This is a genomic window from uncultured Microbacterium sp., from assembly GCF_900078385.1.
Lineage (GTDB): Bacteria > Actinomycetota > Actinomycetes > Actinomycetales > Microbacteriaceae > Microbacterium.
The window spans coordinates 1-24,099 of sequence record NZ_FLQR01000003.1 but is presented as its reverse complement, the minus strand read 5'-3'; the positions used below and the strand labels follow the sequence as shown (position 1 = coordinate 24,099).

The 24,099-nt window shown below is 72.3% G+C and carries 19 protein-coding genes; 9 read left to right on the top strand and 10 right to left on the bottom strand.

What is annotated here, in order from left to right; translation table 11 throughout:
- Positions 1–125: 125 nt before the first annotated feature.
- Complete coding sequence (locus QZL85_RS04515; RefSeq protein ID WP_295574189.1) at positions 126–2,021, top strand: anthranilate synthase family protein; 1,896 nt, start codon at positions 126–128, stop codon at positions 2,019–2,021.
- On the opposite strand, the gene QZL85_RS04510 is transcribed toward QZL85_RS04515, so the two are convergent.
- The 3 genes from QZL85_RS04510 to QZL85_RS04500 form a co-directional block, all read right to left on the bottom strand.
- Positions 2,022–3,257 (bottom strand): RNA polymerase sigma factor, encoded by a 1,236-nt coding sequence (locus QZL85_RS04510; RefSeq protein WP_295574185.1) that lies wholly within the window; start codon positions 3,255–3,257, stop codon positions 2,022–2,024.
- Positions 3,254–3,643: a YciI family protein gene (locus tag QZL85_RS04505; protein WP_295574182.1), complete on the bottom strand. Its 390-nt coding sequence runs from the start codon at positions 3,641–3,643 to the stop codon at positions 3,254–3,256. The genes QZL85_RS04510 and QZL85_RS04505 overlap by 4 nt, the downstream gene beginning before the upstream one ends.
- Positions 3,644–3,712: 69 nt before the next feature.
- Positions 3,713–5,008 (bottom strand): RIP metalloprotease, encoded by a 1,296-nt coding sequence (locus tag QZL85_RS04500; RefSeq protein ID WP_295574179.1) that lies wholly within the window; start codon positions 5,006–5,008, stop codon positions 3,713–3,715.
- A gap of 64 nt (positions 5,009–5,072) precedes the next feature.
- Between QZL85_RS04500 and QZL85_RS04495 the strand changes: the two genes are divergently transcribed.
- The 5 genes from QZL85_RS04495 to pflA all read left to right on the top strand — a co-directional run bounded on the left by QZL85_RS04495 (position 5,073) and on the right by pflA (position 11,612).
- Positions 5,073–5,654: a hypothetical protein gene (locus QZL85_RS04495; RefSeq protein WP_295574176.1), complete on the top strand. Its 582-nt coding sequence runs from the start codon at positions 5,073–5,075 to the stop codon at positions 5,652–5,654.
- 63 nt (positions 5,655–5,717) lie between these two features.
- Positions 5,718–6,392: a DUF1775 domain-containing protein gene (locus tag QZL85_RS04490; RefSeq protein ID WP_295574173.1), complete on the top strand. Its 675-nt coding sequence runs from the start codon at positions 5,718–5,720 to the stop codon at positions 6,390–6,392.
- A 97-nt stretch (positions 6,393–6,489) separates the two neighbouring features.
- Entirely contained in the window at positions 6,490–8,142 is a 1,653-nt protein-coding gene (locus QZL85_RS04485; RefSeq protein WP_295574170.1) for a Mur ligase family protein, read from the top strand.
- A 297-nt stretch (positions 8,143–8,439) separates the two neighbouring features.
- On the top strand, positions 8,440–10,701 hold the full coding sequence (gene pflB, locus QZL85_RS04480) for a formate C-acetyltransferase (RefSeq protein ID WP_295574167.1): 2,262 nt from the start codon (positions 8,440–8,442) through the stop codon (positions 10,699–10,701).
- Between the two features lie 5 nt (positions 10,702–10,706).
- Positions 10,707–11,612, top strand: coding sequence for a pyruvate formate-lyase-activating protein (gene pflA / locus QZL85_RS04475; RefSeq protein ID WP_295574164.1), 906 nt, complete (start codon positions 10,707–10,709; stop codon positions 11,610–11,612).
- 136 nt (positions 11,613–11,748) lie between these two features.
- Here pflA and dxr read toward each other — a convergent pair whose 3' ends face one another.
- Both dxr and QZL85_RS04465 read right to left on the bottom strand, forming a co-directional pair.
- A complete protein-coding gene (dxr, locus tag QZL85_RS04470; protein ID WP_295574161.1) occupies positions 11,749–12,831 on the bottom strand; it encodes a 1-deoxy-D-xylulose-5-phosphate reductoisomerase in 1,083 nt (360 codons plus the stop codon).
- A 20-nt stretch (positions 12,832–12,851) separates the two neighbouring features.
- Positions 12,852–13,793: an FKBP-type peptidyl-prolyl cis-trans isomerase gene (locus QZL85_RS04465; protein WP_295574160.1), complete on the bottom strand. Its 942-nt coding sequence runs from the start codon at positions 13,791–13,793 to the stop codon at positions 12,852–12,854.
- A gap of 144 nt (positions 13,794–13,937) precedes the next feature.
- On the opposite strand from QZL85_RS04465, the gene QZL85_RS04460 reads away from it, so the two are divergent.
- A complete protein-coding gene (locus tag QZL85_RS04460; protein WP_295574240.1) occupies positions 13,938–14,687 on the top strand; it encodes a 1-acyl-sn-glycerol-3-phosphate acyltransferase in 750 nt (249 codons plus the stop codon).
- On the opposite strand, the gene QZL85_RS04455 is transcribed toward QZL85_RS04460, so the two are convergent.
- The gene (locus QZL85_RS04455; RefSeq protein WP_295574158.1) at positions 14,656–15,159 is read right to left on the bottom strand and encodes an OsmC family protein; all 504 of its coding nucleotides are present in this window, start codon (positions 15,157–15,159) and stop codon (positions 14,656–14,658) included. The two genes, QZL85_RS04460 and QZL85_RS04455, sit on opposite strands and share 32 nt — an antisense overlap.
- Before the next feature lie 52 nt (positions 15,160–15,211).
- On the opposite strand from QZL85_RS04455, the gene QZL85_RS04450 reads away from it, so the two are divergent.
- Together QZL85_RS04450 and ald are read left to right on the top strand one after the other, a co-directional pair.
- A complete protein-coding gene (locus QZL85_RS04450; RefSeq protein ID WP_295574155.1) occupies positions 15,212–16,201 on the top strand; it encodes an asparaginase in 990 nt (329 codons plus the stop codon).
- 32 nt (positions 16,202–16,233) lie between these two features.
- Complete coding sequence (gene ald, locus QZL85_RS04445; RefSeq protein WP_295574152.1) at positions 16,234–17,349, top strand: alanine dehydrogenase; 1,116 nt, start codon at positions 16,234–16,236, stop codon at positions 17,347–17,349.
- Between the two features lie 33 nt (positions 17,350–17,382).
- Here the strand turns inward: ald and QZL85_RS04440 are convergent, their stop codons facing one another.
- From QZL85_RS04440 to QZL85_RS04425, 4 genes are read right to left on the bottom strand one after another with little or no spacing between them, the layout of a single operon-like run.
- Entirely contained in the window at positions 17,383–18,600 is a 1,218-nt protein-coding gene (locus QZL85_RS04440; RefSeq protein WP_295574150.1) for a saccharopine dehydrogenase family protein, read from the bottom strand.
- Between the two features lie 25 nt (positions 18,601–18,625).
- Complete coding sequence (locus QZL85_RS04435; RefSeq protein WP_295574148.1) at positions 18,626–20,170, bottom strand: APC family permease; 1,545 nt, start codon at positions 20,168–20,170, stop codon at positions 18,626–18,628.
- Positions 20,171–20,203: 33 nt separating this feature from the next.
- On the bottom strand, positions 20,204–22,957 hold the full coding sequence (locus QZL85_RS04430; protein ID WP_295574144.1) for an FtsK/SpoIIIE domain-containing protein: 2,754 nt from the start codon (positions 22,955–22,957) through the stop codon (positions 20,204–20,206).
- A 58-nt stretch (positions 22,958–23,015) separates the two neighbouring features.
- Entirely contained in the window at positions 23,016–23,804 is a 789-nt protein-coding gene (locus tag QZL85_RS04425; protein ID WP_295574142.1) for a PP2C family serine/threonine-protein phosphatase, read from the bottom strand.
- Between the last annotated feature and the right edge of the window lie 295 nt (positions 23,805–24,099).

The window sequence follows — 24,099 nt, the reverse complement described above, 5'->3', positions numbered from 1 at the left end:
CATGTCCGCGAACCTCATCTGGTGGCGCTCCGCATAAGGCGGTGTGTTCGCGTGCGTACTGACACAGACCGCCCCCTGGGCGGTCTTCTTCGTCGGGCGGCCGCCCCCACGACGAAAGACCGACCATGACCGGGTCCTCACCGCTGAACCTCGCCGACCTCGCCGCCTCTGGGGCGCCGTTCGCCCTCATCGCCCGCGACGGCGTCACGGTCGAGGTCCTCACCGGAGACGTCGTGGACGTCGCCGCCCTCGCCGGCATCCCGCTCGAGGATGCCGCCGGGACGCCCCGTGAGGTCCTCGCTCTCGTCCCGTTCCGTCAGGTCGTGGAGCGAGGCTTCGAATGCCATGACGACGGCGCTCCCCTGCGCTGCCTCGTCGTGGACGCGCACGAGGCGCTGCCGCTCGACGCCGCGCTCGCCCAGCTCCCGAACCATCGCATACAGCTCGCTGACGCGGGCTTCGACATCCCGGACGAGGAGTACGCCGCCATCGTCCGCCGCGTCATCGCCGACGAGATCGGCCGCGGCGAGGGTGCGAACTTCGTGATCCGCCGCGACTTCACGGCCACCGTCGACGCGGATGCCGTCACCGCCGGCCTCACCTGGTTCCGCGCCCTCCTCGAGCACGAGCGGGGCGCGTACTGGACGTTCCTCGTCTCCACCCCCGGGCACCTCGCCGTCGGCGCGAGCCCGGAGGCGCACGTGAGCGCGAAGGACGGCGTCGTGACGATGAACCCGATCTCGGGCACGTTCCGCCATCCCGTCGGCGGCGCCACCGCCGAGACGCTCACCGCGTTCCTCTCCTCCACGAAGGAGACCGAGGAGCTGTTCATGGTCGTCGACGAGGAGCTGAAGATGATGTCCGCCGTCTGCACCGACGGCGGCCGCATCACCGGCCCGCACCTGAAGGAGATGTCCCGGCTCACGCACACGGAGTACATGCTCCGCGGGCACAGCACGATGGACCCCCGCGACATCCTGAGGGAGACGATGTTCGCCCCGACGGTCACGGGCTCCCCCATGCAGAACGCCTGCACCGTCATCACCCGCCACGAGCGCTCGCCGCGCGGGTACTACTCCGGCGTCGCGGCGCTGTTCACGCCCCACCCCACCGGCGGCCATGACCTGGACGCGCCGATCCTCATCCGCACGGCGTACCTCGTGGACGGGACCCTCCGCGTCCCCGTCGGCGCGACGCTCGTGCGCCACAGCGACCCGGACGGCGAGGTCGGCGAGACCCACGGCAAGGCCGCCGGCGTGCTCGGCGCCATCGGCGCCGTGGAGCGCGATCACATCGCCGAGGCGGTCGAGCTGGACGAGGACGCCCCGACGGCGCAGCCGCGCATCCTCGCCGACGACCCGCAGATCGCGGCGCTGCTGTCCTCGCGCAACGCGCGGCTGGCATCGTTCTGGCTGAACCCGCAGGATGCCGGCGCACACGGGCCGTTCGCGGGCCGGACGGCGCTCGTCGTCGACGCCGAGGACCGCTTCACGACGATGCTCGCCCACCAGCTGCGCCACCTGGGATTCGACGTGACGATCCTTCCGTGGCACGCGGTCGACGTGGCCGCGATCGACGTCGCCGACCTGGTCATCTCGGGTCCCGGCCCCGGCGATCCGCGCGAGACCGGCAGCCCGCGCATGGCGCGGATGCGGGAGGTCGTCCGGGCGCGCCTGGCCTCCGGGCGGCCGCTCCTGGCCGTGTGCCTGAGCCACCAGATCCTCGCCGCCGAGCTCGGCCTCGGGCTGGCGCCGCTCGAGTCCCCGCACCAGGGCCTCCAGAAGACCGTCGATGTGTTCGGCATGGCCGCCTCGATCGGCTTCTACAACACGTTCACGGTCCGGGTGCCGGCCGGGACCACCGAGATCGGGTCCACGGAGATCGCTGCCGACGCGTCCGGCGACGTGTACGCGCTCCGCGGGCCGGGTTACGCCTCCGTGCAGGGTCACCTCGAGTCGATCCTGTCCCGGGACGGGCTCGAGACGCTCGAACGTCTCGTCGGGCACGCACTCGCGTCCTGATCACCGCGTCAGCCGGGCCGCGAGCAGCCGGCGCTCCGCCTCGTTCGCGGTGAGCTCGAGCGCTCGGAGATCGGCTGCCAGGGCATCGTCGACGCGGCCGAGATCGCGCAGCATCCGCGCGCGGACCGCGTGCCACAGGTGGTGCTGCTCGAGTCGCGCCCCCAGCGCGTCGACCTCGGCGAGCGCCGGCGCAGGTCCCGCCACCTCGGCGAGGACCACGGCGCGGTTCAGTCGGACGATCGGCGAGCGGTCGTAGCCGAGCAGCATGTCGTAGAGGACGAGCATCTGCCGCCAATCGGTGTCCTCGATGCGCACGGCGTCGCAATGGCACGCGGCGATGGCCGCCTGCAGCTGCCACCGCCCGGGAGCGCGCAGCGCGGCCGCCCGGTCGAGTTCGACGCGCCCCCGGGCGAGCAGGCCCGCGTCCCACCGCGAACGGTCCTGGTCCGCCAGCAGCACGAGCGCGCCGTCCACCGCCCGAGCCGGTTCGCGGGCGCGGTGCAGCAGCAGCAGCGCGTGCAGTCCGGCCGCCTCCGCTTCGCCGGGGAGCGCGTCCGCGATCACCCCGGAGAGCCAGAGGGCGTCGTCCGCGAGATCGCGGTCGGCCGACGCGTCTGCACCCGCCGCGAGGTGAGCGGCGTCGTACATCACCGAGACGATCGTCAGCACGATGTCGAGGCGGTCGACCCGCTGGCTCGGTTCCGGGATCCGCAGCGGGATGCCGGCCGCGGCCATCTTCCGCTTCGCCCGCGAGAGCCTTTGACGCACCGTCGCCTCCGGCTCGAGCGTCGCGCGGGCGATCTGCGCCGCCGTCACACCGAGGACGGCGCGCAGTGTCAGCGCGAGCTGCGCCTCGGGCGCGAGAGCCGGGTGGCAGCACCCGAACAGCAGCGGCAGGCGCTCGTCGGGCTCCGCTTCCCCGGCGGGCACCGCCTCCGGAAGCAGCGCGAGCTTGCCGCGGTAGACCTTGTCGCGCCGCAGCCGGTCGAGGGCGTTGTGCCGTGCGGCCTGCATGAGCCACCCGCCGGGGCGCGGCGGAACGCCGCGGCGCCGCCACTCCCGCAACGCCTCCTCGACGGCATCCGCGGTCGCCTCCTCTGCCACGTCGAGGTTGCGTGTCGAAGCCGTCAGGGCCGCGACGACGCGGGCGGACTCCTCGCGGACGATACGGGCCAGGACGAGGTCGGATGCCGCGGGGCGCTCAACGCCCCGCCCCGCGGCATCCTCTCCCGTCATTGCTCGAACTGGCTGTAGTCGGTGACCATGGGGCGGATCTCGACGGCCGTGCCCGGCAGGGCGAGGCTCGGCCAGGTCCTGACGAGCGCGATGGCGGCGTCCAGGTCGGCGACGTCGATGACGCTGAAGCCGCCGATGACCTCCTTCGCCTCGGAGAACGGCCCGTCGGCGACGACGGGTCCGTCCTCGCCGTAGGCGACGGTGGTGGCCGTGGTGATGGGTTGCAGTTCGGCGCCGCTGTCGGAGATGGCGGCGGCGTTGTCCTGGAACCAGCGGTAGATCTCTGCGTAGTTCGCCCCGCGCACCTCGGCGGGCACCTGCGCATCCTGCTCCGGGATGGAGGTGAACATGATGACGTACTTCACGACGGCCTTCCTTTCGTCCATGGGAACCGTGTCACTCCCACAGCGAACGGGCAACGCCGTCTGTGACAGGAACCGGGAATCGACGGGGAATCAGCCGAACAGGACGACCGGGTTGAACACATCCGCGAGGATGAGCACCCCGCCCATGACGATCAGCGCAATGACGACCACGAAGGTGACGGGCACGAGCTTCGTGGCATCCACGGGCTTCGGAGGGGGCCGGCGGAACAGCTTCGCCCACGCCCGCTTGATCCCGTCCCACAGCGCCACGACGACGTGGCCGCCGTCGAGGGGCAGCAGCGGCACGAGGTTGAAGACGAAGAGCGCGATGTTCAGCGACCCGAGGAGGCCGAGGAGCGCCGACACGCGGTTGAGGATCGGCGCGTCGATCGCCGCGACCTCGCCGGCCAGGCGACCCGCGCCGACGACCGAGAGCGGGCCGGTCGGATCGCGATCCTGACCCGTGAACAGGTCGACGGCGGTCTGGTACACCTTGACCGGCAGCTGCCAGATGATGCCCATGACCTGACCGGTCTGCTCGATCGCGGATGCGGGACCCGCCCAGATCGGCTGACGCACGAACTCGACCGCGGCCGTCATCCCGACGAACCCGACCTCGGCGGTCGTGACCTCACCGTCGGCGCCTTGGACCTCGCGCTCGGCGAGCATCGGGGTCACCTGGAGCGGGATGGTCTCGCCGTCACGCTCGACGACGACGTCGAGCGCGCGACCGGGGGCTGCCTGGATGATCGCGGAGGCGTCGGCGAAGGTGGCGACCTCCGTGCCGTCGACGGACACGAGGACGTCGCCGGGGAGGATGCCGCCTTCGGCGGCGGGCGAAGCCGGGTCGCCGTCACCGCATACGGTCTGGGTCGAATCCGCCGGCAGCACGCATTCGTTGACAGCCGCGACGGTGGTCGTCGCGGTCTGGACGCCGATGCCGCTGAACACGATCGCGAACAGGACGAACGCGAGCAGCAGGTTCATGACGGGACCGCCGAGCATCACGATGACCCGCTGATAGACCGGCAGCTCGTAGAACGCGCGGCGCTCGCCCGTCGTGACGAGGGTCTCGTCGTTCGCGGCACGGGCGTCCTGCACCATCGTGGCGAAGAAGCCTCCGCCGGCGCGGCCCTCGGTGCCGGGCGAGGGCGGGTACATCCCCGCCATCGAGATGTAGCCCCCGAGCGGAATCGCCTTGAACCCGTACTCGGTCTCGCCGAAGCGTCGCGACCACAGCGTCGGGCCGAAGCCGATCATGTACTGGCCGACGCGCACCCCGAACTTCTTCGCCGGCACGAGGTGCCCGACCTCGTGGAGCGCGATCGAGACGGCGAGCCCCACGACGAGGAGCACGACCCCGATGATGAAGGCGATGACGGTCACGAGCGCTCACGCTACCGCCCCGCGCTTTGAGTTTGCCGAGCCGCGCGCCGACTAGGCTCGGAGCGTGGAACGGGGACGACACGAGGCACGCCGAGTGCGCGTCGCGCGCGGCTGCACGGCGACCGCCGTCGCGACCCTGGTCGCCGCGACCGCGCACACGCTCTCCGGCGGTGGAGCCCCGCCGTTCTGGCTGCTCGTCGCCGCGACGCTCCTGGCCGCACCGCTCGCCGTCTGGCTCGTCGGGCGCACGCCGGAGCTCTGGCGCACGGCCGCCGTCGTCGCCGCCAGCCAGGCGCTCCTGCACACGGCCTTCGCCGCGATCGGGACGGATGCGCCGGCATCGGCCGCGCGCCACGACCACGGCGCGGTCGTCCTCGGGGCAGGGTCCGCCGTCGCCGCGCTCGATCCCGGGATGGTCGCCGGCCACGCGCTGGCGGCACTCGTCACCACAGCGCTGCTCGCCTGGGGTGAGCGGATGCTGCGCGGGATCGGGCGGGGCCTCCGCCGGCTCCTCCGCCGACTCCCGGACGGCGCGGCCGCGTTCCCGCCGGTGCCGGCGCGCGCCGTGCCCCTCTCCTTCCCCGCGATCCTGCGGGTCCATCTCGCCTCTCTCTCCCGACGGGGACCGCCAGCCGTCTTCGGCTGAGCACGGCCGCCTGCGCGGCATCCCCTTCCGCGGCGATCCGCCGCACCGATCCGAGAGAGAACAATGACCACCTCCACCCCTGCGCGCCGTCGCGCGCGCCTCGTCGGCGGCAGCGTCGCCGGCATCGCCCTCGTCCTCGCCGCTCCGCTCGCGGCCTCCGCGCACGTGCACGTCTCCCCGACCGACAGCGCGGCGGGCGCCACGACGCGGCTCGACTTCAGCTTCAGCCACGGGTGCGACGGCTCCCCCACCACCGCCGTCGTGCTCGACCTGCCCGACGGGCTCGACGCCGTCACGCCGGTCCTCGACGGCGCCTGGACGATCACTCGCGATCTCGGCGCCGACGGCATCCCCACCGCTGTCACCTACACGGCGGTCACTCCCGTCGAGGACGGCGTGAGCGCCACCGTGTCGCTGGATGTCGTCTTCGCCTCCTCGGCCGCGGAGACCGAGGTCGCGTTCCCCGTTCTGCAGGAGTGCGCCGAGGGTGAGACGGATTGGAACGAGGTAGCCGACGACGGCCAGGACGCCCACGATCTGGAGGCCCCCGCGCCGGTCGTCGCGGTGGGGGCGGTCGCCGAGACCGGCGACGCGCACGAGGGCGAGGACCACGCCGAGGCCGCTGCGGACGGCGGGTCGACGGAGGGGGCCGACCCGGTCGCGCGCTGGCTCGGCGGCGGCGCCTTCGTCGCGGCCGTGGCCGCGCTCGTCGTGGTCGTGCTGCGCCGTCGCGCCTGACGTCCCGCGGCGGGACGCGCCCTTCGTGCGCGTCCCGCCGCCCGCATTCATCCCCGCACCGGGCGATCGGCGCGAGGGATGAGAGGATGGACGGGCCATGCCCAGTGACGCCGCACCCTCGAATCTCCCGCCCGTGCTCCGCCCGGAGAACCCTCCGCAGCGCTCGCTCGCCGAGCTCGCCGAGCGCTTCGGCCGCTCGCACCGCGGCGACCTCGGCGACACCCGCCTGACCGGCATAACGTTGGCGACGGCCGACCTCCGCGCCGGCGAGGCGTTCGTGGCGATCCAGGGCGCGAAACGGCACGGCGCGGAGTTCGCGCAGACCGCCGCCGAGAAGGGCGCGGCAGCGCTCATCACCGACGCTGCCGGCGCCGCGATCGCCCGGGACGCCGGCCTCCCGATCATCGTCGTCGACGACCCGCGCGCGCTCCTCGGCGACCTGTCCGCGTGGGTCTACGGCACGGGTCCCGATGACGACCTGCCTCTGCTCCTGGCCACCACCGGCACGAACGGCAAGACGAGCGTGTCGCATCTGCTGGAGGGGATCCTCGGCCAGCTCGACGTCGTGACGGGCCTGTCCTCCACCGCGGAGCGCCACATCGCCGGCGAGGTCATCGTCTCGCGCCTGACGACGCCGGAGGCCTCCGAGTTCCACGCGCTCCTCGCGCTCATGCGCGAGCGGGGCGTCGAGGCCGTGGCCGTGGAGGTCAGCGCCCAGGCGCTCTCGCGCCATCGCGTCGACGGCATCCTGTTCGATGTCGCGGGCTTCACCAACCTCACGCACGACCACCTCGACGACTACGCCGACATGCGCGAGTACTTCGAGGCGAAGCTCCCGCTCTTCCAGCCGGACCGGTCGCGCCGCGCCGTCGTGTGCCTCGACTCCGCCTACGGCGTCGAGGTGGCCGAGCGCAGCACGGTGCCGACGGTCACGATCGTGACCCCCGCGATCGCCGTCGACCCCGCCGCGGCGGCGGACTGGCGCGTCGAGATCGTCGAGGAGCGGCAGGACGGCACGGAGTTCACCCTGACGGGGCCCGAGGGCCGCATCCTCACAACGACCGTCCCCGTCATCGGCCGGCACATGGCCGCCAACGCGGGCCTCGCCATCGTCATGCTGCTGGAGGGCGGCTACGCCTGGGAGCGGCTCGTCGCCGTCCTAGACGGCGGCCGCATCGACGCGCACCTCCCCGGCCGCACGCAGCGCGTGTCGGGCGACCGCGGACCCGCCGTTTATGTCGACTTCGGGCACTCCCCCGACGCGTTCGAGAAGACGCTCGCCGCCGTCCGGCGCGTGACGCCGGGCACGGTGCTCATGCTCTTCGGCGCCGACGGCGACCGCGATGCCACGAAGCGGCACGACATGGGCCGGACGGCGGTCGAGGGCAGCGACATCCTCATCGTCACCGACCACCACCCGCGCTTCGAAGACCCCGACTCGATCCGCGCCACCCTCGTCGACGGCGCGCGGCGCGCGCAGCCGGATGCCGACATCCACGAGTACTCCCCGCCCGAGCGCGCGATCCGCGAGGCCGTCGCGCTCGTCGGCGACGGCGACGCCATCCTGTGGGCCGGGCCCGGCCACCAGGATTACCGCGACATCCGCGGCGTCCGCACTCCCTACTCTGCCCGCGAGCTCGCCCGCCGCGCCCTGCGTGACGCCGGATGGCCCGTGCCCGAGCCGTCCTGGCACGTGCCGTACCCCGCCGACGAGACGCCCCTCTCGGACCCCTCGCGCCCCCTGGCCTGACCGGGCCCGGGCCCGGGCCTGGGCGGGCGTCCATCGGCGCCGACTGACCGGCCCGGACACGACAGGAGCCGGCTTTCATTTCGCGGTGTCGGCGAGGCATCCACTCGCTCGCGAGTCTTGTTGTCTGACCACAAAGGAACGCGCCCGCAACGGGTCCCTTTTGTGGCATCCGTGCACCCTCTTCCAGTGGTCAGACCATAGGGCTATCCTGGTCCTAACCGGCACGCCGAGCGGAATACCGCCACCAGACGGGGACCACCCGACGCGCTCGATCCCACAAGGACACGAGGAAGCGAAATGACCACCGTCACCCCCGCCACACAGGATGCCCAGCCCGCGGCCTGGACCGGATTCACCCCCGGCCCGTGGCAGGACGGCATCGATGTGCGCGACTTCATCCAGCGCAATTACACGCCGTACGCCGGCGACGCGTCGTTCCTGCAGGGCGCCACCGCCCGCACGACGCGCATCTGGGACACCCTCAGCGCGATGTTCCCCGTCGAGCGCGAGAAGGGCATCTACGACGTCGACACGCACACGCCCGCCGCCATCACGGCGCACGCGCCCGGCTACATCGACCGCGCCGACGAGATCATCGTCGGCCTGCAGACGGATGCGCCGCTCAAGCGCGCCATCATGCCCAACGGCGGATGGCGCATGGTCGAGGGAGCCCTGAACACCTACGGCTACGAGATCGACCCCACGCTGCGGACGGTCTTCACGACGTACCGCAAGACCCACAACGAGGGCGTCTTCGACGCCTACCCGCCGAACGTCCGGGCAGCCCGCAACTCGCACATCATCACGGGCCTCCCCGACGCGTACGGCCGCGGCCGCATCATCGGCGACTACCGCCGGGTGGCCCTGTACGGCGTCGACGCGCTCATCAGCGCGAAGAAGGTCGACAAGCTGGGCCTGGACACGACCCCGTTCACCGAGGAGATCGTGCGCCAGCGCGAAGAGCACGCGGAGCAGATCCGCGCGCTCGGCGAGCTCGCGCAGATGGCGGCGTCCTACGGCGTCGACATCTCCGGGCCCGCCACGACCGCCCGCGAGGCCGTGCAGTGGCTGTACTTCGGCTACCTCGGCGCCGTCAAGGAGCAGAACGGCGCGGCCATGTCGCTCGGTCGCACCTCGACGTTCCTCGACGTCTTCATCGAGCGCGACCTCGTCGCCGGCCTCATCACCGAGACCGAGGCGCAGGAGATCATCGACGACTTCGTCATCAAGCTGCGCATCGTCCGGTTCCTCCGCACCCCCGAGTACGACGCGCTGTTCTCCGGCGACCCGACCTGGGTCACCGAGACCATCGGCGGCATGGGCGAGGACGGCCGCCCGCTCGTGACGAAGAACTCGTTCCGCTACCTGCAGACCCTGTACAACCTGGGCCCCGCCCCCGAGCCGAACATGACCGTGTTCTGGAGCCCGGAGCTGCCCCAGGGATTCAAGGACTTCTGCGCGCGGGTCTCGATCGACACGTCGGCCGTGCAGTACGAGTCCGACGAGATCATCCGCGCCGCGTGGGGTGACGACGCCGCCATCGCGTGCTGCGTCTCGCCGATGCGGGTCGGCAAGCAGATGCAGTTCTTCGGCGCTCGCGTGAACCTCGCCAAGACCCTCCTGTACGCCGTCAACGGCGGACGCGACGAGGTCAGCGGCAAGCAGGTCTCCCCGATCGCCGCGCCCGTCGGCGACGGACCGCTCGAGTTCGACGACGTCATGGCCCGGTTCGACAAGACGATGGACTGGCTCGCCGAGACGTACGTCGAGGCGCTCAACTGCATCCACTGGTCGCACGACAAGTACGCGTACGAGCGGCTCGAGATGGCGCTGCACGACCGCGACGTCCTCCGCACGATGGCCTGCGGCATCGCCGGCCTCTCGGTCGCGGCCGACTCGCTCTCGGCGATCAAGTTCGCCACCGTCACCCCGGTGCGCGACGAGCGCGGCATCGTCGTGGACTACACGACGGAAGGCGAGTTCCCCACCTTCGGCAACGACGACGACCGCGTCGACGGCATCGCGGTGGACCTCGTCGAGCGGTTCATGGCGAAGATCCGCCGGCACCCGATGTACCGGAACGCACTCCCCACGCAGTCGGTCCTGACGATCACGTCGAACGTCGTGTACGGCAAGGCGACGGGCAACACGCCCGACGGCCGCCGCGCCGGCGAGCCGTTCGCCCCGGGCGCCAACCCGATGAACGGACGCGACACGCACGGCATGCTGGCATCCGCCCTGTCGGTGGCCAAGCTGCCGTACGACCAGTCGCAGGACGGCATCTCGCTCACCAACACCGTCGTCCCCGCCGGCCTCGGCCGCACGAAGGACGAGCAGGTGCAGAACCTCGCCGGTCTCCTGGACGCCTACATCGGGTCCGAGGGATATCACATGAACGTCAACGTGCTGAACCGCGAGACGCTCGTGGATGCCATGGAGCACCCCGAGGACTACCCGCAGCTGACGATCCGCGTCTCCGGCTACGCCGTGAACTTCGTGCGACTGACCCGCGAGCAGCAGCTCGACGTGCTCTCCCGCACCTTCCACGGCTCGATGTGACCGTCATGTTCCCGCTGACCGCCCTGCCGCCCGAGGCGACCCGCCTGGAGGCTCCCTCCGGCGGGCCCGCCCCGGCGGCGGGGCCACGCGCCGGCCACGGCCTGGACGGCCTGCGCGTCGCGCAGGTCGACCGGGGCGAGCGCCTCACCGCGATGCGGGAGGGGCGCCTCGGCTCCGTGCACTCGTGGGAGCTCGTGACGGCCGTGGACGGACCGGGAACCCGGCTCACGGTCTTCCTCAACGGCTGCCCGCTGCGCTGCCTGTACTGCCACAACCCCGACACGCTCGCGATGAAGGACGGCAAGCCGGTCACCGCCGACGAGGTCGTGACCCGCATCCGCCGGTACGCCGGCGTCTTCCGGGCGACCGGCGGCGGGCTCACCCTGTCCGGCGGCGAGGTGCTCATGCAGCCGGCGTTCGCGGCCCGCATCCTGCACGGCGCGAAGGCGCTCGGCGTGCACACCGCCCTGGACACGAGCGGCTACCTCGGCGTGAATGCGACCGACGAGATGCTCGCCGACACCGACCTGGTGCTGCTGGACGTGAAGTCCGGCGACCCGGAGACGTACCGGAAGGTGACGGGACGCGACCTGGAGCCGACCCTCGCATTCGGCTGGCGTCTGGCCGAACTCGTCGACGGACCCGAGATCTGGATCCGCTTCGTCCTCGTTCCGGGTCTCACCGACGACGAGGAGAACGTGGAGGCCGTCGCACAGTACGCGGCGTCGCTCAACGAGATCCGGCCGGGTGCCCTCACCCGCGTCGAGGTGCTGCCCTTCCACCAGATGGGCCGCGACAAGTGGCAGGCGATCGGCCGGGAGTACGAGCTGGCCGACACCCAGCCGCCGACACCCGAGCTGGTCGAGCGCGTCCGCGAGCAGTTCCGCGCGCACGGCCTCACAGTGCACTGACCGTTCCCCCCGACGGTCAGATCGAGCCCAACGGCGGGCTTGTCGATCGGCCCGCCCCACCGCTTCCGGGGCGGGCCGATCGTTGCGTTGCGATCGATTCGCAGGAGCGGATGTGACGCGTGCGACGCGCGGGCGATCAGTGGGCGGCGATGACCCGGTCGGCGGCGGCGCGGGCCCACCGCTCCGCCTCGGCGAGCGACTCGCGCGTGAGCTCGCCGGGCGCGTCGTGCTCGTCCACGACGCGCTCGATGGTGTCGAGGATGCCGGTGAACCCGAGCCCGCCCTCGTGGAACGCATCCACGGCCTGCTCGTTGGCGGCGTTGAAGACCGCCGGGTAGGTGCCGCCCGCGCGACCCACGCGCTTGGCGAGTTCGACGGCGGGGAACGCCTCGGCGTCCAGCGGCTCGAAGGTCCACGCGCTCGCGGCGGTCCAGTCCAGCGGCACGCCGACGCCGGCGACCCGGTGGGGCCAGTCCAGGCCGAGCGAGATCGGCAGCCGCATGTCCGGCGGCGAGGCCTGCGCGATCGTGGAGCCGTCCGTGAACTCCACCATCGAGTGGACGATCGACTGCGGGTGCACGACGACGTCGATCTCGTCGTACGCGACGCCGAACAGCAGATGCGCCTCGATGACCTCGAGCCCCTTGTTGACGAGGGTCGCGGAGTTCGTCGTGACGACGCGGCCCATATCCCACGTCGGGTGCGCGAGCGCCTCCGCGGGCGTGACGCCTTCCATCCCCGCCCGGTCGCGGCCGCGGAACGGTCCCCCGGAGGCGGTGAGGACGAGCCGGCGCACCTCGCTGGGATCCCCCGCGCGCAGGGCCTGCGCGATCGCGGAGTGCTCGGAGTCCACCGGCACGATCTGACCGGGGGCCGCGAGGCGCGTCACGAGGTCGCCGCCCACGATGAGCGACTCCTTGTTGGCCAGGGCCAGCGTGCGCCCGCACTCCAGGGCGGCGAGGGTCGGGCCGAGGCCGACCGAGCCGGTGATGCCGTTGAGCACCACGTCGGCGTCGACGTCGCGGACGAGCTGCTCGGCCTCTTCGGCGCCGAGCGCCGTCAGGGCGACCCCGAACTCCTCCGCCTGGGCAGCGAGGCCCGCGCGGTCGGTGCCGGCGGCGAGACCCACCACCTCGAAGCGATCGCGCCGACTCCGGATGACATCGAGGGCCTGCGTTCCGATCGAGCCCGTCGAGCCGAGGATCAGGACACGCCGCATGGGTTCAGCGTAGCCGCGGGTCACTCGGCGGGGATGTGCTGCGCGCCGAGGATGTCGACGACGAAGATCAGCGTCTCGCCCTTGAGGTCGGTCGTGTTGATCTCGCCCTCGCCGTAGCCGTCGGCGGGCGGGATGACGACGAGCGCCTGCGACCCGACGGTCTGCCCCTCGAGTGCCTTCTGGAAGCCCGGGACGAATGCCGTGGTCCGCTCCGCGTACGGCACGCCGCCCTTGTCCCACGTCGAGTCGAACGACTCGCCGGTCGACCAGCGCACGCCCCAGTACTGGATGAGCACGGCGTCGCCGGCCTGGACCTCGTAGCCGTCGCCCTTCTTGAGGCTCGCGACCGTGGTCTTCGTGGGCAGCTCGCCCTCCGGCACCGTGACGGTGGGCGCGCCGTTGTCGGCAAGCGTCACCTCCGGCATCCCGGCGACCGGATCCTGCGCCTCGCCCCACGCGGCGGTCGGGACGACCGAGAGCAGGTCGAGGACGTAGATCTCGGCCGCGGTCTCATCGGTCTTCGGGAAGGCGGCGACCACGCGGGTGCCGATCGGGTTGCAGCCGAGCGTCTGGCCGAGCACGCTGTCGGGCGAGATCTGCGAGGGGAACATCTCGCCGGGCTCGTAGCCCGCCGTCGCGATCTCGTCGCCCGTCTCCGGGTCGAAGGCCGACAGCGCGTAGGTCACGAAATCACCGGCCGCGACCTTCTCGCCGTCGCCGGCCTCGACGACGCTGACCTGCCGTTCGTCGATCTCCAGCGGCGCGTCGAAGCTGACCGTCGAGGGCTCGCCGACCTCACCGGTGACGTCGACGGCCTCGGATGCCGCGCCGGAGTCGGCGACGGCGGCGCACAGGTCCGCTGATCCACTCGCGTCGGGCGAGGGCTGGTCGCCTCCGGCGCAGCCGGAGAGCAGCAGCGCCGACACGGCGACGACGGACAGGGCGAAGGGGCGCAGGCGCACGGAAGACCTCACAGTGGGGGACGGGGAAGGGCTCCATCCTCCCGCATTTTCTTCTGCCCCGGCTGAGAACGCGCTATGCCCGAGGAGGAATGAAAACGGGAGTAACCTCGTCGGGTGACCGCAGAGGAAGAGCCCGTACCCGACGTGGCATCCGCGGACGAGGCCGAGGTCGGCGGCGTCGGACTGACCTATTACGTCATCCGCTGGCTGATCGCCCCGCTCGCTCGACTGATCTACCGTCCCCGCATCGAGGGCCGCAAGAACATGCCCCGCAAGGGACCCGTCATCCTGGCGAGCAACCACCTGTCGTTCATCGACTCGTTCGTCATTCCCATGTTCGCGCCGCGCCCCGTGTACTTCCTCGCGAAGTCGTCGTACTTCGAAGGGAGGGGCATCGCCGGCTGGTTCAGCCGACAGTTCTTCACCGCGATCGGCGCGACGCCGGTCACGCGCGGGGCCGGTCAGGCGGCGCTCGATGCGCTCGACCAGCAGCGCCGGATCCTCGAGTCCGGCCGCGCGATCGCGCTGTACCCGGAGGGCACGCGCTCCTTGGACGGCCGCCTCTACAAGGGCCGCACGGGCGTCGCGTTCCTCGCCCTGCAGACGGGAGCGAAGGTCGTCCCGGTGGGTCTCGTCGGCACGAGCGATGCCATGCCGGTCGGCGCGAAGTGGCCGAAGATGCAGCCGCAGGTGATCATCCGCTACGGCGAGCCGCTGGACCTCGCCCACCACGGGCCCGCGTCATCCGGGCGCGCCCGTCGCCTCGCGACGGACGAGATCATGGCGGCGATCCACGCGCTCTCCGGCCAGGAGCTCGCGCACGCCTACAACGAAGCGCCCGCGCAGAATCCCGTCGAGCGGCTCAAGCAGGTCCTGCCGCACGAGCGCCGCTGACCTCGGCGACGATCACCGTCGGCTCGTGCCGGACCGGGAAGTTCACCGAGTTCGCGATGAAGCACCACTCCCGCGCCTGCGCGTGCGCCGCGGTCGCCGCCGGGATCATCCCCGACTCGGCGACCTCGACGCGCGGGCGGAGCACGACCTCGGTGAACGCTCCCCCGCCGCGGCCGTCCTCGACCATCCGCCCCGTCGCGTCGTCGGCGTAGGAGACCACCACGACGCCCGCCTGCACGCACGCGTGGAGGTAGGACAGCAGGTGGCACTCCGACAGCGCGGCCAGCAGCAGGTCCTCCGGATTCCACTTCGCAGGGTCGCCGCGGAACGGCTTGTCGCTGGATGCCGCGAGCTCCGCCTTGCCGTCGATGGAGATCGTCACGGCCCGGTCGTAGTCGCGGTACCCGCTCGTCCCCGTTCCGCGGTTGCCGGTCCAGACGCTCCGCAGCGCGTACTCGTGCTCGCCGATCATCCGGCCAGTCTGCCATCGCAGACCGTGGCGGGCGCGACGATAGGCTGACATCGTGGCGCAGACCTTCACCGTCCCGGATGCAGTCGAGCTGGCCGTCGTGGAACGGAGCGGCTTCGTCGAGTCCCGGCATGCCGGATCGGCTGTCGTCCTCGACCCCGACGGGGTCGCCGTCCGCACGCTCGGCGATGTCGACACGCCGATCCTCCCCCGCTCCAGCCTGAAACCGCTGCAGGCACTCGCGTGCCTGACGGCGGGCGCCACGCTGGAGGGCGAGCGTCTGGCGCTCGCGACGGCGAGCCACGCCGGCACCGACCGGCACGTCGCCGTCGTGCGGTCCATCCTGGATGCCGCAGGCCGCGGCGAGGACGACCTGCAGTGCCCGCCGGCCTGGCCCTCCGACCCGGCGACGCGTGACGAGCTGGTGCGCGAGCTCGGTCAGCCCCAGCGCGTGCGGATGAACTGCTCCGGCAAACACGCCGCCATGCTCCTCGCCTGCACGGCGAACGGCTGGGACCACACCACCTACCTGGACCCCGCACATCCGCTGCAGCTGCACATCCGCGAGGTGATCGAGCGGCTCACCGGCGCGAAGCCCGCCGCGACCGCTGTCGACGGGTGCGGCGCGCCGGTCTTCGCGATGAGTCTCGCGGCCCTCGGCCGCGCGATCCACCGCATCGGATCCTCGTCCGAGCGGTCGCCGTTCGCGCTGCACCGCAGCGCAGGCCAGCTCGTGCGCGCGGTGCGCGAGAACCCCTGGACGATCGACGGACCCGGTCGCCCGGACACGATCGCGATCGAGCGCCTGGGCGTCTTCGCGAAGGGCGGCGCCGAAGGCGTCATGGTCATGGTGGCCCCGAACGGCGCCACGGTCGCCCTCAAGATCCTCGACGGGAACGGGCGCGCAGCCACCGCGATCGCCCTGGCGCTCCTCGAGCGGGTCGGCGCGCTGCCTGCGGGCGACGTTGCGCAGACCCTGTCACTTCTTCCGCTGTCGGTGACCGGCGGCGGGCAGGACGTCGGGTCCATCCGGCCGACGGTGTAGTCGTCCCCACAAGGGACGCAGAAAGGACGAGCATGCGGATCTGTGTTCCCACCGAAGTCAAGAACAACGAGTACCGGGTCGCACTGACACCCGCGGGCGTGCACGACCTGTCCGCCGCGGGGCACGAGGTGTTCGTGCAGCGTGGCGCGGGCCTCGGATCGTCCATGACGGACGCTGAGTACGAGGACGCCGGCGCGACACTCCTCGACGATGCGGCCGAGGTGTGGGCACGCGCCGAGCTGCTGCTGAAGGTCAAGGAGCCCATCGCCTCCGAGTACGGCCACTTCCGCGACGACCTCGTCCTCTTCACCTACCTGCACCTCGCCGCAGACCGCCCGCTGACGGATCGCCTCGTGGCGGACCGTGTGACGGCGATCGCGTACGAGACCGTGCAGTCGGCGGGCGGCGGGCTGCCGCTCCTCGCGCCGATGAGCGAGGTCGCGGGGCGGCTCGCGCCGACCGTCGGCGCGGCGACGCTGCTGCGCTCCGCGGGCGGCCTGGGCCTTCTCATGTCCGGCGTACCGGGCACGCGCCCCGCGACCGTGACCGTCATCGGCGGCGGCGTGGCCGGCGCGAACGCGGCCGTCATCGCGGTCGGCATGGGCGCGGACGTCACGGTGTTCGACACGAACATCCAGCGCCTGCGCTACCTCGACGACCACTTCCAGGGGCGCGTGAAGACGGCCGCGTCCAACCCCCTCGATCTCGACCGCGCGGTCGTCGCCAGCGACCTCGTGATCGGCTCGGTGCTCATCCCGGGGGCGAAGGCGCCCAAGCTCGTCACCAACGACATGGTGTCGCGGATGCGGCCCGGCTCGGTGCTCGTCGACATCGCCGTCGACCAGGGAGGCTGCTTCGAGGACACGCGCCCGACGACGCACGCCGACCCGACCTTCACGGTCCACGGCAGCGTGTTCTACTGCGTGGCCAACATGCCCGGCGCCGTGCCGAACACCTCGACGTCGGCCTTGACGAACGCGACGCTGCCGTACATCCGCCGGATCGCGGCGCACGGCTGGCGCGACGCGCTGCGCGGCGATGCGTCGCTGGCGGCAGGGCTCAACACGGTCGGCGGGGATGTCGTGAACGCCGGCGTCGCCACCGCGCACGGTCTTGCGCTGCGCGCCCTCCAGGACGCCCTCGCGTGAGACGGTCCGCCTGACGGGTCACGCGGTGACGCGTCAGGCGGGCTCCTTCTCCTGGATCCCCCACGGCGAACCGTAAGCGCCGCCGAGGAGATCGAGGAACGGTCGCGCGTCGAAGGCCTCCGGGCCGAGCACGCCCGTGCCCGACCAGACGCCCGATGCGAGCAGTTCGAGCGCGATGACCGGGTTGATGGCGGTCTGCCATACGACGGCCTGCGAGTTGTACTCCCGCATCGTGTCCTCGTTGTCCACGACGTGGTACAGGTAGGTCGAGCGGGGCTCCCCGTCCCTGCCCTTCCCGGTGACCCACACGCCGGCGCAGGTCTTCCCGGTCATCTTGTCGCCGATGGTCGCGGGGTCGGGCAGGCACGCGGCCACGACGTCGCGGGGCGACACCTCGACGCCCTTGACCGTGACCTTCTCGGTCCGGTCGAGGCCGAGCTTGTTGAGCACCTTCAGCACCTCGATGAACTCGTCGCCGAGGCCGTACTTGAAGGTGACGCGACGGGCACCCGTCCACCGCGGCATGAGGAGCACCTCCTCGTGCTCGACGTTGACGCACTCCACGGGACCGATGCCCTCCGGGAAGTCGAAGACCTCGGGCTCGCTGAAGGGCGCCGTCGTGTACCAGCCGCGGTCGCGCTCGTAGACGACCGGCGGGTTCAGGCACTCCTCGATGGTCGTCCAGATGGAGAACGAGGGCGCGAAGTCGTACCCGGCGACGACGAGGTTCGCGCCGTCGCGCACGCCGAGCTCGTCGATCTCGCTGAACAGCTCGTCCTCCGCGTAGCGGGCGAAGACGTCGGACAGCCCGGGTTCGACCCCGATGCCGACGAGCGCGAGCCGGCCGGCATCCTTCCACTCCTGCTCCTTCGCGAACTGCTCGTCGCCGAGCTTGACCCCGGTCAGCTCGTACGGGCGATCGGGGTGCCGGTGGGACAGGCTCATCGCCATGTCGAGGTAGACGGCCCCGGCCGCGAAGCAGCCGTCGAAGATCGGCATCACGAAGCGGGGGTCGACGGCGTTGAGGACGTGGGTGGCCCCGTGCTCCGTGATGAGCGCGGCCACGGAGTCCGCGCTGGACGCATCGACCTGCGCAGCGACGAGGCGCTCGTCGCCGAGCTCGTCGACGACGGCCTGCGGCCGGGCGGGATCGTAGTCGGCGAGGATCAGGCGCTCGAAGAAGTCGCGACGGACGGCGATGCGGGCGGCGGCGGAGCCGACGCCGCCGGCGCCGACGATGAGGATGCGCATGGTGGTGTCCCTTCGGCGCTGGGGGTCAGGCACGCCCGCCGTCGACGGAGCGGACGAACTCGCCCGGCTCCTCCGGCACGAGGACGGGCGTGTCGCGGTTGAGGCTCTCGCCGCGGAAGAACCGCTTCGACCGGGGGAAGAGGAACCACACGAACATGAGGACGACGCCCACGAGGAGCGCGCCCACGCCGACGACGAAGGTGCCGCCGATCCCGAGGAGCTCGGAGTAGCCGTATTCGATGTCGTACATGTCGATCGCCGACTGGATGAACGCGTAGGTGAGCATGAGCGCACCCAGCAGCGGCAGGATGCCGCGATAGAACAGGTTGCGCCCCGAGGTGAACAGGTCGCGGCGGAAGTACCAGACGCACGCGTACCCGGTGATGGCGTAGTAGAAGGCGATCGCCAGGCCGAGCGAGAGGATCGAGTCCTGCAGGAGGTTGTCGCTGATGAGCGTCATCCCGACGTAGTAGACCACCGCGACGACGCCCATCACGAGAGTCGAGAACGACGGCGTGCGGTACTCGGGGTGGACGTGCTTGAAACGCTCCGGAAGCGCACGGTACACCCCCATCGCGAGGGTGCCGCGGGCGGTCGGGAGGATCGTGGTCTGCGTCGAGGAGACCGCGGAGATGAGCACCGCGACGATCAGGACCCAGCCCCACGGCCCGAGCAGGCCGTCCCGGACGGCGAGGAAGAAGTCGTCGGCGTTGTCCTCGTTGCCCAGTCCGACGCCGGATTCTCCGATGCCGGCGTACATCATGGCGGCGATCGTGACGGTGACATAGGTGAACAGCAGGATGACGGTGGTCAGGAGCGCCGCGCGGCCCGGGATGCGCTTAGGGTCCTTCGTCTCCTCGTTCAGGGCGAGGCAGGTGTCCCAGCCCCAGTAGATGAACAGCGCCAGGAGCACCGCCTCGGTGAAGCCGTGCCAGTCGTCGAACGCGAGCGGGTTCATCCACTCCCAGTCGAAGGCGGTGGCGTTCGGGGCGGTGCCGGTGAAGTACTGCCACAGGGCGGCGATGACGAAGACGGCGAGCGCGATGTACTGGACCGCCAGGAGCACGTTCTGCAGACGCTCGCCGATCTCGACGCCGCGCCAGCTCACCCACGTCATGGCCGCGATGAAGACGACGCCCGTGGCCGTGACGACCGCCACGTTCTCGGACAGCGACCCGTCGCCGAACAGCGACCAGAAGTAGATGCCGGCGATCTGGGCGAGGTTCGCGAGGACCACCATGCCGGCGACGGCGACGCCCCAGCCCCCCATCCAGCCGACCCACGGGCCGAACGCCTTCGTCGCCCAGGTGAACGTCGTGCCGCAGTCGGGGACGGCGTTGTTCAGCTCCCGGTACGCGAACGCGATGAAGAGCATCGGGACGAACGCGACGATGAACGCGATGGGGGCCTGCCCGCCGACGGCGAGCACCACCCAGCCGAGGGTCGCGACGAGGGAGTACACGGGTGCGGTCGAGGCCAAGCCGATGACCGTCGAGCCCCAGAGCCCGAGCGTTCCTGCGGCGAGTCCCTTGCCATCACCCCGGGTCAGGTGAACAGGCGTGGTAGTCACAGTCGTGACGCTAGGCCCCCCGAGGCCGGAGCGTCAAGGCACCGCATCGCCGCCGGGGAGCGCGACGCGGCGGGCAGGGGCGTCGGGGTCGGCGCGCACGAGCCACGCGCGGCGCGCGCCGCCGAGCGCGTACGGCGGCAGGTCGCGGCGACCCGTGAGCACGCGATACTCCGCCGCGCACGCGACGTCCACGACGAGGTCCGCCTCTCCGCGGGCGCGCGCGAGCAGGCGCCACTGCGCGAGCCACTCCTCCGGCGTGCCCCACACGACGACTCCGGGCCGCAGGTCGGCGTCGGCGTCGGCGACGTGCGCGATGCGCAGGCCGCCGTCGCTCCAGGCCGCGAGGGTCGCGCGCGTGCCGGGCCCCGGCGGCGCGATGAACGCCGCCGCCCGGCGCGCGGGGTGCACGACCGGCGGCGCGCAGCGCGCGGGGGTGCCGGAGTCACCGGCGGGGAGCGCGAACTGCACGAGCTCGCCGCCCAGGTGGCCGCGACCGGGCGGTGCGTCGGCGAGGAACCCGGCGGCATCGCCGCCCGCGGCGACGTGGTCGGCGCGCGTGGCGAGCGCGAGGATCGCGCGACGCGGGATCAGCTCGGCGAGGCGTGCGAGACCGCCGCTCAGTCGCTGAGCCGTCAGGACGAGGAGCACGCCGCGCGCGCGACTCGTCCGCGCAACGGTCTCGAGTCGCTCCAGGACCGCGGTGGCGTACTCCGGCGGGAGACGCCCGAGGAGGGCGTCGGCATCATCGACGAGCACCGCGGTGCCGGGGCGGAGCCCATCGAGGGCGACGGTCGCGTCCCACGCCGCCTCCGGGTCCGCCGGGATGACGCATGTCGCCCCGCACTGCGCCGCCACGGTCCGGACGATCGCGGTGCGCCCCGACCCGGCCCGCCCGAGGACGACGAGCCCGGGCTCCCCCGGCGCGAGGTGCACGGCCGGCTGACGCTGCCGGTCGGGCTGATCGGCGATGCCGAGCACGATGTGGCCGGGCGCGCGCACCTGGTCCAGCGGGATGACCGCGGGCAGGGCCGGCAGCCATGGTCGCCGCGCACGCGGCCCCGGCGTCCGGGCGGCGATGCGCGCGATCGTCGCGTCGTCGCAGAGCGCGACACGGAGGCTGTGCGGCTCGGCGTCCGACGCGCGTCGCACCAGCGCCGTCCCGCGCGCGTCGGGGCTCCCGCTGAGCAGCACCGCCTCGTCCGTGCCGAGCACGCTGCGGGAGTCGCCGGCGTCCGTCACCCGCAGGCTGATCCGCAGCGGGGCGTTGGCCAGCACGGCATCCCGGAACACGCCCGCGGCCCGCTGGGAGGCGAGGATGAGGTGGATGCCGAGGGCACGCCCGCGCGCGGCGATGTCGCCGAAGACGTCGTGTAGCGCCGGATGTGCGGCCACGAGCGCCGCATACTCGTCGACCACGACGACGAGCCGCGGGATGTCGACGTCGGCGACGTCGCGTGCGCCCGCATCCGCGAGTGCGCGTTCGCGGTGCCGGATCTCGGCTCGCAGGCTCCCGACGGCTCGTGCGGCGGCCGCGTCGTCGAGATCCGTCAGCACGCCGGTGACCTGCGGCAGCGGCAGCAGCGCGTCGAACGTCCGCCCGCCCTTGAAGTCGACGAGCAGGAAGGACACGCGGTCCGGGCCGTGCGAGCGGCAGAGCGCCACGATCCACGAGGTGAGGAGTTCGCTCTTGCCGGCGCCGGTCACGCCGATGACGATGGCGTGCGGCCCATCCCGCACGAGGTCCAGCACGGCGGGCCGCCCCAGGGTCGTGCCGATCGGCGCCGGAAGCCGGTCGAGGGCCGCCGGCGGGGCGTGCTCGAGGAGCGCTGCGAGCCCGGTGGCCTGTTCCACCGGCGCCGCGGCGGCGGCATTGCGGGCCCGCAAGAGCGCCATGATCTCGCGCGCCTGCCCGACGGAGAGCGCCTCGATGCGCACGTCCCGGCTCGTTCCCTCATGGTCGAGCCGGGCGCTGTCGATCCCGGTGAGCGTCACCACGACGGCACAGCGCGGCGGGGGTGGTCGACCCGGGTCGACCCGGACGATCGGGATGTCCGCCGAGGGCGGCAGCGCACCGGCGTCCATCGGTGCGCACAGGACGCGGCCCGAGGAAGCGGTGGTGTGCGGCAGGCCCTGCAGCTCCCGCGGGGCGCCCTCGAGGAGGCGCACCGCGCCGGGCGGCGCGGTCAGGCACACCTGCAGCACGAGCGCCCGCACGACGGCGGCTGCGAGAAGCGGCGGTCCCACGACAGCCACGCCGCTCTCGACGGGCACGGTGATCGGCGCGTCCTCGAGCCGCCGGGCCGACCGCTGCAGATCGCGCGCCGCGACGCCGCCGTCCCCGCCGGTCACGCGCAGGCGGCTCGCCGCGTCGCCGCGAGCGACGACGAGCGCATCCGGGCGGCCCGGGACGGGACGCCAGATGTCCTCGGGCGCGCCGGCGAAGCCGGCCACGTCGGGGTGCTGTGCCCACCGGTCGGCACGCTCCGCCTCGTGACGTGCCGCGACGCCCGTCCGTACGCCGGCCACCGCCGCCGCGGACTCCCGCGCGGCGCGCCGGAGCCGGCGACGTGCGCCGCGCCGCGCATCGAGAGCCGATGCCGCGAGGAGGACGGGCCCGAGCGCGGCGAACCAGAGCGCGAAGACGGAGCCGGTGATGGCCCACAGGAGCACGGCTCCGAGGACGGGAGCCAGCGCGGACACCACGGGAAGGGGCGCCCGCGGCACCGGGGCCGGCGCTGCGGGGAGCGAGAGCGGCTCGTCGAGGTCATCGTGCTGCACGACGTCCATCGAATCGGGTCGCGCGATCGCGCGGGCACCCGGGGCGTGGTCCCGGGGCGAGACGGGATCAGTCGGCGACGGGGGAGGAGCCGGTGCGCGCGACGTTCAGCACGATGATCGTGATGTTGTCGCGGCCGCCGTTCTCCAGCGCCGCCTCGAGCATCGCGTCGACCGCGTCACCCGGGTCGGCGTGCTGCAGCAGGAAGTGCAGGATGCCGTAGTCGGTCAGTTCCTTCGTGAGTCCGTCGCTGCAGATGACGAAGCGGTCCCCGTCGACGACCTCGAGCCGCACGTAGTCCGGCACGACCCCGTCGCTCGGGCCGACAGCGCGCGTGATGACGTTGCCGTACGGGTGGTTCTCCGCCTCTTCGGGGCTCAGCCGGCCCGACGCGATGAGCTCCTGGACGACGGAGTGGTCGGTCGTGACCTGGGCGAGGCTGTCATCGCGGAACAGGTAGACGCGCGAGTCGCCGATGTTGAAGGTGACCCAGGTCGGCTCGGCATCCGAGTCGTCGAGGTAGACCCCGGTGACCGTCGTCCCCGTGCCGTCGTCGGTGGCCTCGGGGTGCGAGGAGATGTCGGCCACGGCGCGGGAGAGCGCCTTCTCGATCGTCTTCGGGGTGACGGACCCCTTGGCCACGACCCCGGCGAGCCGCTCGACGGTGCTCGAGCTGGCGATCTCGCCGCCGATGTGGCCGCCCATGCCGTCGGCGACGGCGAAGAGCGGATAGCGGGCCAGGACGGCGTCCTGGTTCCCGTCGCGCCGTCGGCCCTTGTGGGTCACTTCGGCCCACGTGAGCTCGAGCGAACCGTCCGGAAGTGGAACGGTCCGCGACTCGGTCGCGGGTTCGGGCACGCTGACACCCTTTTCTGGTCGACGGATCGCGTCCTCACACTCTAGTGGACGGCGCCCGCGACAGCCCGCCGCCGCACCCCGGCATCGGGCCATTCGGGCGGGCCACCACTCGCCCCCGCACACGACGGAACCCCCGACCACGGAGGTCGGGGGTTCCGGTCAGCGGTTCGATCAGACCCGCGGCGGCGCCGGCGGCTCGTCGGACGGCGGCGCGGCAGCCGGCGGCTCGGAGGCCGGCGGCTCAGCAGCCGGCGGCGCGGCGGCCGGCGGTTCGGCAGCCGGCGGCGCGGGCGGC